The organism is uncultured Corynebacterium sp., from assembly GCF_937999985.1.
Taxonomy (GTDB): domain Bacteria; phylum Actinomycetota; class Actinomycetes; order Mycobacteriales; family Mycobacteriaceae; genus Corynebacterium.
In genome coordinates this window covers 1-9,588 of record NZ_CALLDG010000191.1, presented here as the reverse complement: position 1 = coordinate 9,588, position 9,588 = coordinate 1, and the positions used below count along the sequence as shown (strand labels likewise).

General features: G+C 62.4%; 7 protein-coding genes. 4 read left to right on the top strand and 3 right to left on the bottom strand.

Annotation, left to right across the window (positions count from 1 at the left end):
- Both Q0331_RS09060 and Q0331_RS09055 read right to left on the bottom strand, forming a co-directional pair.
- On the bottom strand, positions 1-1,880 hold a 1,880-nt coding region (locus tag Q0331_RS09060), incomplete at its 3' end, for an ABC transporter transmembrane domain-containing protein (protein WP_298076039.1).
- Between the two features lie 41 nt (positions 1,881-1,921).
- A complete protein-coding gene (locus Q0331_RS09055; protein ID WP_298076038.1) occupies positions 1,922-2,689 on the bottom strand; it encodes a hypothetical protein in 768 nt (255 codons plus the stop codon).
- Positions 2,690-2,775: 86 nt separating this feature from the next.
- Between Q0331_RS09055 and Q0331_RS09050 the strand changes: the two genes are divergently transcribed.
- Together Q0331_RS09050 and Q0331_RS09045 are read left to right on the top strand one after the other, a co-directional pair.
- Positions 2,776-4,290 carry a carboxylesterase/lipase family protein gene (locus Q0331_RS09050; protein WP_298076037.1) on the top strand — a complete coding sequence of 505 codons (1,515 nt, stop codon included), beginning with the start codon at positions 2,776-2,778 and terminating at the stop codon, positions 4,288-4,290.
- A 223-nt stretch (positions 4,291-4,513) separates the two neighbouring features.
- Positions 4,514-5,302, top strand: coding sequence for a hypothetical protein (locus Q0331_RS09045; RefSeq protein WP_298076040.1), 789 nt, complete (start codon positions 4,514-4,516; stop codon positions 5,300-5,302).
- 1 nt (position 5,303) lies between these two features.
- Here the strand turns inward: Q0331_RS09045 and Q0331_RS09040 are convergent, their stop codons facing one another.
- A complete protein-coding gene (locus Q0331_RS09040; RefSeq protein ID WP_298076036.1) occupies positions 5,304-5,807 on the bottom strand; it encodes a hypothetical protein in 504 nt (167 codons plus the stop codon).
- A gap of 268 nt (positions 5,808-6,075) precedes the next feature.
- Here Q0331_RS09040 and Q0331_RS09035 point away from each other — a divergent pair, with 268 nt between their 5' ends.
- Positions 6,076-7,392 carry an FAD-dependent oxidoreductase gene (locus Q0331_RS09035; RefSeq protein ID WP_298076035.1) on the top strand — a complete coding sequence of 439 codons (1,317 nt, stop codon included), beginning with the start codon at positions 6,076-6,078 and terminating at the stop codon, positions 7,390-7,392.
- A gap of 115 nt (positions 7,393-7,507) precedes the next feature.
- The coding region (locus Q0331_RS09030) for a DEAD/DEAH box helicase (protein ID WP_298076034.1) at positions 7,508-9,588 on the top strand (2,081 nt) is incomplete at its 3' end.

The window sequence follows — 9,588 nt, the reverse complement described above, 5'->3', positions numbered from 1 at the left end:
AGGGCGGCTCCACAAGTGATCCACAGAGCCCCCATGTCGTTGTTCGCCACTCCGCCGTCGATGGCGTGGCGGATAAAGGTGGGCAGGGCGATGTCGGCGGCGGAGGAGAGGAATAGCGTGACGACCACCGCCGCGATGAGACCGGGCACCATGGCAAACAGGGTGCGCAGGCGGAACCTTCCGCCGTCGTTAAGATCTGCGATTCGAGGTTCTACGGATGGATAACTCGCGGGGTCGGCAGTTCTGTCGGAGGCAGTGGAGATTTCGGCCGTGGCTGGGGTTTCTTCCGTTGCAGCCCCCGGCCGTGCCGCAGGCAGGGAAATCGTCTGATCCGGATCGCGGAAGCCGCCGTCCGCGCGGTGGCTGATGTAAATCACCGTTGGGCGGGACACAGCGGTGCGGAGGTTAGCCAGAATCTGGGCCTCGGTGGCCTGGTCGATGGCCGAGGTAGCGTCGTCGAAGATGATCGTGTGCGGAGCTCGAAGCAGCACTCGCGCGATAGCGATGCGCTGGCGCTGCCCGCCGGAAAGTGTGATGCCGCGCTCGCCGACGATGGTATCCAACCCGCCCGCCTCACGGATGAAGCGATCGGCGCAGGCCAGTCGAGCGGCTTCCCAGACCTCTGCCTCCGTGGCCGAGTAACCGAGCAGAATGTTCTCCCGGATCGTCCCGGAATAGAGGAATGCCTCGTCCATCACCAGCGCTGGCCGGTCGGATTCTTCAACTTCCAGCAGCGGAATCGCTGTGCCGTCGGCGGTACTCACCACCTGGATGCCCGCCGCATCCTGGGTGTTCAAGCCGGCCAAGGCGTGCGCTAGACGGGTCTTTCCCGAAGCCACCGGCCCCTCTACGATCGTCGTGCTTGACGGTGAGATGCTCAGTCGAATCGGGGGCTGTCCCGGGGCGATCGGCACGCTGCCGACAAACCCCATGGGGTCGCGCACAGGAGTGATGCCGGTGGGGCGCGGCGGGGCGTCAATAATCTCGAAAATACGATCCGCACACGGTTGGGTGACGTGCACATTGACCAGCATCCCCGCAGCCATGCGAGTAAGCCGGGCGAGCATGGTGATGAACGTGGAGACCGCCAGGAAGTCACCAACGCTGATCGCCCCGCGCATGGCCAGCCAGCCACCGAGTGCAATCGCCGCCACAAGCGCCACGTTCGGCAGGGCGGAAAGGGCGGGCTGGAAGATGGCGCTGAGCTTGCCCACGCGCATGTTTATGCCGTACTGCCGGGCAGATTCTCTCCGGTAGCGGCCAATCTCGCGTGGCTCCTGGGCGAAGCTCTTCATCACCTGTACACCGGAAACCGTGCGTTCAACCTGCTCCGCAACCACCGCCGCCTGGCGCTGTGAAGCCAGGGACGGGCCGTACAGTTTCGTACGCGAGGCATAAGACACGGCGAAAAGCAGCGGGATCTGCAGCGCAACAATCCCGGCGATGGGCGGGGAAATCCACAACACCACGGCGAAAATTAGCACCAGCTCGAGCATGCTGGAAGCCATCAGCGGGAGCATCGCGACCATGCCCTGCACCTTCGTCAGGTCCGTGATGGTGCGCGAGATCACCTGGCCGGTGCCGAAAGACCGCGCGGCGTTCTCGTCGACCGCCTGGATCGCCGCAAACATCCGAGTGCGCAGACTGTGCTGAGTGCGCACGCTGAACGTGCCAGACAGGAAACGCCGCAACGCCTGCGTAACGAAACGCGCGCAGGCTACCGCCACCAGCAACCCGATCGCGCGCGTGCTGCCATCCACGGAAGCACCAGCGAGCAGTGGTAACAGCAGCTCAATGGTGGGTAAGAGCACGGAGAAAACCACCACGGCGGCGAATAGCCACCGGTGGCGCCGGGCGGATTCTCGGATGACTCTGAACACGCCGATGATTTTAACGCGGGGGTCGGACAACCCCCGACGAGCTAAAAGATCTCGTCGGCCTCGCGGATGAAGACGTGCACGTTGTCGACCATGCGCTCTGCGATCTTCCGGTTGGCCTTCGCCCCCAGGTAAGCGCCGACGCCGAACGGCAGAACCTTCTTAAACATTGCCCCACCGAAACTCTTGCGCACCTGGCGGAATGCGAAGCGCCCCAGGACGTTGTTGGCCTGCTTTAGCTCGACAGAGCCGGCTTTGCGCAGTTTGCGCGCACCGCGCAGCCGGTTGGCGGCTTGCAGCGAGCTAAAGGTACGGTCTTCGGCCAGTGCCTGCACGAGCTCTTTGGCCGTTGCCCCGGAGATAGCCAGGTACACCACCGCACGGCGAGTCTCCTCCTTGGAGATGTCGATGCCATTTAACTCGGCGGAGGCCAGGGCGTACAGCGCACACACCTCAATGAGCAGCGCAGATTCCGCCGCGATTCCCGCCAAGGAGAGTAGCGTACCCACGCCCGGGACGGCGGCCACGCCACCGGTGCCCGCTCCGGAGCCCGTGGCCAGGTTCTTAAAGTGCGTGTCTAGAACTTCCTGTTTGCGCTGAGGCGTGGCGTCACCATGCTTCTTCTCGATCTTCGTCACGTAGGACCGGATGAGCGGTTCCTGGACAGAGACCGTGCGATCGATCGCCTCGAAGAAGCGGCGAGCGATCGGGCCGGAAGGGTAGGGCGCACGCCGAGCCTGCTGGATGAGCTCAGAGGTAGCGGTGGCCTCGTCTTGTGGCTGAGCGGACTTGCCGAAGTTGAGAATTCCCATGGGCACCAACAGTAGGCCAAAACCGAGCCGACGGTAGGGAGGCGCTTGCGCGACCACTGGCAGGCGTTAGAGCTTAGGATGGTGAAATGATGAATCAGGACGGCGTACGGGTAGAAACCACGAGCGGGGTCGTCCGTGGAATCCGGGTGGACGGCGTGCGGACGTGGCGCGGCATTCCATTTGGCTTCGCAGAACGCTGGAAAGCCCCACGCCCGGTGCGTTGGCAAGGGGAGTGGCCGGCGGAGGAGTACGGGAACGTCGCACCCCAGACGTCCTACAACTGGAAAGACGAAGTCATCGGCGACGAGGACTGCCTGAACCTGGATATCGTCCGGCCGGACACGGACGCCAAGTTGCCAGTTGTGGTGTTCCTACACGGCGGCGGGTTCTTCGCCGGGGCTTCCCATACCGCAGTGTTGCGAGGGCATAAATTCGCCAAAGAACTGGACGTGGTTTATGTCGCTCTGAACTTCCGGCTCGGCGCGCTGGGGTATGTGGACATGAGCTCCCTGGATGTCCCCGACGCCGCCGGGTGTGATCCCAACCCCGCGACCCGCGACCAGCTCCTGGCACTGGAATGGGTGCGGAAGAACATCGCGGGCTTCGGAGGCGACCCGGACAATGTGGTTCTGATGGGCGAATCCGCAGGCGGGACCTCCGCCGCCACGCTGATGACCATTCCCGCCGCACGGGGACTATTCCACCGGGTGATTCTGCAGTCCGCGCCCGTAATGAGCGTGCACACCAACGCCCAGTCGAACCTCTGGGCGCGTAAGCTGACGCAGTATTCCGGACTGGTTCCGCGCACGACCTCCATCGCCGAGCTACGCGCTTTGCACTTCGCAGACGTAGTGCGCGCCGGGCAGCAGATGCTATGGCGGGGCGGCGGGCTGCGGGAGATGAATATGGCCTTCGGCATCGCCATCGACGGTGAACTTCTCTCCGACCACCCTTTGGGAATCTTCGAACGCGCGGAGCATCAGCGGATCCCCCTGCTCATCGGCACTAATAACGACGAACTGTCGGCCGCGCAGATGCTGTTCTTTTCTAAGTCGGCACGGATAAGGGCAGCTCGGACGATGTTACGCGCACACGATCCGGTGCTCGCCGAGCAGATTGAGAGCGCCTATGGGGACATTGGGCGCCGCGGGGTCTTCGCACAGATGCTCGCCGACGCCGTGTTCTGGGCGCAGTCGATCCGGCTCGCCGAGCTGCACCAGGTGGCCGGGGCGCCCGTCTGGATGTATCGCTTCGACTATGCCCCCGCGATGTTGCGGCGGCTCGGGGTGGGTGCGATGCACTCGATGGAGCTGTCGGCTCTTTTTGGTGACGCCAAGTCCTCGAAAGCCAGTTTCGTGCTTGGGGAGGAGATGGCCGTGGTCTCCGAGCACATGCAGCGAGCCTGGAAGAGGTTTATTTGGAGTGCGGACCCGGGCTGGGAGCCTTATACATTGGAAAACCGGGCGACGCAGGTGTTCGAGCGGGAGCCCAGGCTGGAAGAAGACCCTCGCGCGGAGTTTCGCCGGGTGTGGGAAAAGTTCGACATGGGCGGTTGGGAAGGCGACGAGAGCTCCGTGGCGATGCCCAGGCCGGGCCGCTAGTACGGGCACGGGGGCGGCTGACACGGCAGGGGTGCGGTGGGTTCACGGCTGAGCCATGGTGGGTTCTAGGTGGAGTCACAGTGGGGTGAGCCACCCGATTGGTTTTGCATGGAGACGTGTTGTCCAGGATCGGGTTAATATGGTGCCCAAGTCTCGGAATGCACGTTCGCTTCGGACTGAAACACCTCATAAAACACTAGGAAATACTAGGGAGACGTTGGCTGTGGGTTTCTACGAGGACATTGCTCAGGCGCTGGATACTGAGGGTATTGAGTCACGAGTAAACGATGACATGCTGTTCGTACCGATTGCCCCGGAGCTGGAGATTCATTTCCAGCAGATCGAGCAGACGAGCACCACGGCAGGCATCAACTCGGCGAATGTGTTCATGGCCAAGGGGGAGCTCGACGAGGTTGCAGGCATTGAAGAGTTTGAGGACACCCTGGTCGGAGTGGTGTTCTCCGTCGAGGCCGCCGTCGCTGTGGTGGCACAGTACATTGCGACTGACCAGTGCATTACCGTGTTGCACGACCTGCTGGAAGGCACCGATGATCGCATCTCCGACCTGGAGTTTGAGCAGGATCTGATTGAGCCGATGCTGGTGCGCGCAGAGGTGGGCAATGGCTCCCTGATCACCGTGATGCTGGGCTCCGGAACTGACGAGCCGGAAGCGACCGTGACCTTTGTGACCTTCGGCGAGGAGTACGACGAGCTGGTGGCACAGGCTGAGGCCGAGCTGGATAGCGACGAGACCCTAAGCGACTTCGAGCGCGAAGTGATGTATCAGAATGTCCTTGAAGATGCTGCCGAGATGACCCAGGAGGTTCTGGAGCTGGGGACCTTCACGGACTTCGATCAGCTCTTTGACGCCCTGGCGGTCGCACAGGTGCAGGCCACCGAGTGGGAAGAGCTCTTGGTCCCGTTAGAGGACGAGTTTGACTACTACGACGACGAGTTTGACGACGAAGAGTTTGACGACGAGGACGAGGTCGCAGCAGAGGACGAGGACTAGCTCACGCGGCGCGCGGAGCCGGAGCCTTGCCGGCCTGCAGATCCTCCTGCGTCATCAGCGCATGCCAAGTCAGGCTGACTTGAGCCTGGTGGTTGCGATCCCGAAATTCCTGCGGATCCTCCCGCACAGTCCACGCCTGTCCCAGGATGAACGCCAGCAGGCGGGTGGACTCATTGTGCATCCACTGTGGACACTCCACCGATACCGTGACCAGGAACAAGTCCTGTCCCTCCGGTGCCTGTTGCCCACTTAGTCTGCGCCACAGTAGAGGGGTCATGCGCCGCCGCGAGACGTGCACCATTGCCGTGGAATCGCCGGCCTTCACGGTAAAACGAGGCGCTTGCCAACCAGGGGTAATACGAATAAGGCTGCGCGGGTGGCGCAACATGGCGCGGGCCTCCGCCGCTGCGTGGTGGGGCTCGCTCAAAGCGAAACTCCGAGTAGATGGGCGCTGGATGGATGAGCGGGGGATCGGCGTGCGTCGGGTGGTGATGCGGGATTTCATGGTGGCTCACTTCCTTACCTGTGTTGATCAGCTGTGCCGGCCATCCGCTGTGGAGACCTGCCAGCAGTGGTCTGCGTTCAGGGATGCAGAGTAGGCAACGGGGTGGACAAGGTGGCGTCACTAAGAAAAAGAATAGAACGCATAATCGAATAAGGGAAGGCGTTGCGAGCAGCCTTCGGCAGTGGTCAGTGCGATAGCATGGGCGCAGCAGGTGCGCGAGCGCAGGCGGAAACAGCAGGTGAGGAAAGACAGGTTAGGGAGCAGCGACATGGCAGAAAACGCAGCCAATGTAGCCATCGTAGGAGGCGGGCTAGCCGGACTCGCCGCAGCGCGAACCCTGCATAAAAGTGGCGTGAATTGCACCGTCTTTGAAGCCAGCGGCAGCCTTGGCGGGCATGTGCGCAGTGAGAAGATCGACGGAGTGACCATCGACCACGGGCTGCAGACCTTCAACTCGTGGTACCCGGCGGTGAAGGAAATCCTGCAGCCGGGGGAGTACGCCGCGTTGGGGATCCGCTACTTCCAGCCCGCGATCCAAACGCTCACGGACGACGGACTGGCTCTGATCTGCGACCCGATCCGCGCGCCACACCTGATTCCCAACCTCATGCGCTCAAAGGCGCGCAGCGCCCTATCTTTCCGGGACCTTCTGGCTCTGCGGCGCTGGCTCAAGTCTGAGCTTTCCCGCCGCTCCAGTCTGGAGCTGCGCAGCATCAAGCAGAAGTACATCGACGAGGACGTGAAGACCTGCGAATCGCTGGACCAGCGGGGCGTGCGCCGACGTACCCGTGCCGTGGCCATCGACCCGCTGTTGCGCGCCTTCCTATTCGATGCGGAGAACGAATCCTCCGCGATTTTCGCCAAGTGGATGGTCGCCACCATGCTGCGCGGAAACCTGGCTGTGTTGGAAAACGGCATGGGCGAACTATCGGCAGCGCTCGCGCGCGTGCCGGGGGCCGAATTCCGGATGAACTCGCCGGTAACAGCCCTCGAGGAGGATGGCGATGGGGTGCGGGTGGCAGTCAACGGGGCAGAGACGGAACACTTCTCGTACGTCATCGTAGCCGTCGATCCGCGACGGGAAACCGAGCTACTGGGGTCGCCGGAAGTGCCCACGACCAGTGTTTCTTCCTGGTGGTTTGTCTCGGATGAGCCGGTTATGGAGGAGGGTTTGCTGACCGTGGACGGCACTCGCAGCACCCCCATTACGTCGGCCACGGAGGTCACCGCCGCCGCCCCCAGCTATGCGCCTGGCAAGTACCTGGTGGCCGCTAACCACGTGCACCCGCGCGGTTCTAACCCAGCTGACGGGCCGTCGGTGGCTGAGGTGCAGCGCGGTTTGGGGTCACTGTTTGGCGTAGATTCTTCCGGTTGGGAGCTGGTTAAGGAGCAGAAGTTTATTGACGCCATCCCGCTCATCCTCCCGCACAGCCTGCAACGCATTGGCAAGGAAATAGGGGAGCGGGAACTCCAAGGCGGTCGCATTGCCTTAGCCGGTGCCCAGCACGCAACGCCGAGCATCGATGGCGTGCTCCGCAGCGGGCAGCGGGCGGCAAATTACGTGATCGCCCAGCTTGAGCTTTAGTCTGAGCCGTCGCTTGAGCTGCAGCTTGCGTTACGGGCAACTAAAACCTGGGGTATTTTCCGGGGTGTTTTCGTGAATCGCTTTATCGGTCAAGGCAGCGTAGGCTTGGACAACGATGAGTGATACTGAAAACGTCACCGGCGACGTGAACCAGCCGGTTAATGACGAGTCGGTATCTCAGAATGAACTGCAGGGTGGCATCACGGAGGATTCTTCCCAGGATTCTGCCGTGGAAAAGCACGAGCCACAAGATGTGACTAATGAGGCAGTGGAGTCTGAGAACGCCGAAGCGAAAGTTCCAGAAAATGACAATAAGCAAAGCGAAGAGCAGGGTAAAGAAGAGCAGCAGCCCTCTTTCGACGGGCTGGGATTGCCCGAAAACGTACTAGCTGCAGTCAGGAAGGTCGGCTTCGAAGTACCTTCCCCGATCCAGGCAGAAACCATTCCGGTGCTGATGGAGGGCCACGACGTGGTCGGCCTCGCGCAGACCGGTACCGGTAAGACGGCCGCGTTTGCGTTGCCGATTCTGTCGCGTATTGACGTGTCGCAGCGTCACCCCCAAGCCCTCGTATTGGCACCGACGCGCGAGCTTGCGCTGCAGGTTGCAGAGAGCTTCCAATCTTTCTCCGAGCACCTGGGTGGCATCCACGTGCTGCCGATCTACGGCGGCCAGGCTTACGGCGTGCAGCTGTCCGGCCTGCGCCGAGGTGCCCACATTGTGGTTGGTACGCCCGGCCGTGTGATCGACCACCTGGAGAAGGGCAGCCTGGATATTTCTGAGCTGCGCTTCATGGTGCTCGACGAGGCCGACGAGATGCTGAACATGGGCTTCCAGGAGGATGTCGAGCGCATCCTGGAGGATACCCCCAGCGAGAAGCAGGTTGCCCTGTTCTCCGCGACGATGCCCTCCGGCATTCGCCGCCTGTCGAAGCAGTACCTGAACGATCCGCGCGAGATTACGGTGAAGGCCACCCAGCGGACCAGCGAAAACATCGAACAGGATTACCTGCTGGTCAGCCACCGCGACAAGCTGGACGCGCTGACTCGCATCCTCGAGGTCACTGAGTTCGAGGCCATGATCATGTTCGTGCGCACGAAGAACGAGACCGAGGAGCTGGCGGAGCGACTGCGCGCCCGCGGTTTCAACGCGGCCGCCATTAACGGTGATATTCCGCAGAACTTGCGTGAGCGCACCGTGGATCAGCTGAAGGATGGCCGCCTGGACATCCTCGTGGCCACCGACGTTGCCGCCCGTGGTCTGGATGTCGACCGCATCACCCACGTGTTCAACTACGACATTCCGCACGATACCGAGTCCTATGTGCACCGCATTGGCCGCACGGGCCGTGCAGGTCGCAAGGGTCGCGCTATTTTGTTTGTGACGCCCCGTGAGCGCCGTCTGCTGAAGGCCATCGAAAGGGCAACCAAGTCTCGGTTGAACGAGATTGAGCTGCCGACGGTGGACGCGGTGAACGAGGCTCGCAAGGAGAAGTTCCGCGACAGCCTGACGGAGTCCCTGGCGGACCCGCAGATCGGCATCTTCCGTGACCTGGTGAAGGAATACGCGGAGTCCAATGAAGTGGAGCTGGCGGACATTGCGGCAGCTCTAGCCGCCCAGCTACAGGCCGGCGAGGATTTCCTGATGAAGGAGAAGCCGAAGGAGGAGCGTCCGCGCCGCCGGGATCGCTATGGCGACGATAACCGCAACGGCGGTGGAGCATACAAGCCCTTCGATGAGCGCTTCAATAAGGAAGCTCCGCGCATCACGGATCGCAACGGCAAGGAGCTGGCCGTGTACCGCCTATCGGTGGGTCACCGTCAGCGCGTGCGCCCGGGTGCCATTGTCGGCGCCCTGGCAAACGAGGGTGGTATGAACTCCCGGGACTTCGGTCGCATCAGCATCTTCGCGGAGCATTCCCTGGTGGAGCTGCCGGCGGATCTGCCAATGGAGGTGTTCCATGCGCTGGATCAGACCCGCGTTTCTGGCCAGCTGATCAACATTGAACCGGATCCGGGTGCTCCGGCTGGTCGTCCGGGTAGCCACAAGCGCCAGCACCGCAACGACCGCGGGGATCGTGGCGGGCGTGGAGATCGTGACAGGCGCAACCGTTTCTTCGAGCGCGATGATCGTGGTGGACGTGGCGGACGCGGTCACGGTGGCCGTAGCGGGCGCAACCGCCGGGATGATCGTGGCGG

What these genes read in the sequence shown, in the direction of transcription:
- Q0331_RS09055 (WP_298076038.1), bottom strand. Translation starts at nt 2,689, where the DNA reads ATGGGAATTCTCAACTTCGGCAAGTCCGCTCAGCCACAAGACGAGGCC.
- Q0331_RS09050 (WP_298076037.1), top strand. Translation starts at nt 2,776, where the DNA reads ATGATGAATCAGGACGGCGTACGGGTAGAAACCACGAGCGGGGTCGTC.
- Q0331_RS09040 (WP_298076036.1), bottom strand. Translation starts at nt 5,807, where the DNA reads ATGAAATCCCGCATCACCACCCGACGCACGCCGATCCCCCGCTCATCC.
- Q0331_RS09035 (WP_298076035.1), top strand. Translation starts at nt 6,076, where the DNA reads ATGGCAGAAAACGCAGCCAATGTAGCCATCGTAGGAGGCGGGCTAGCC.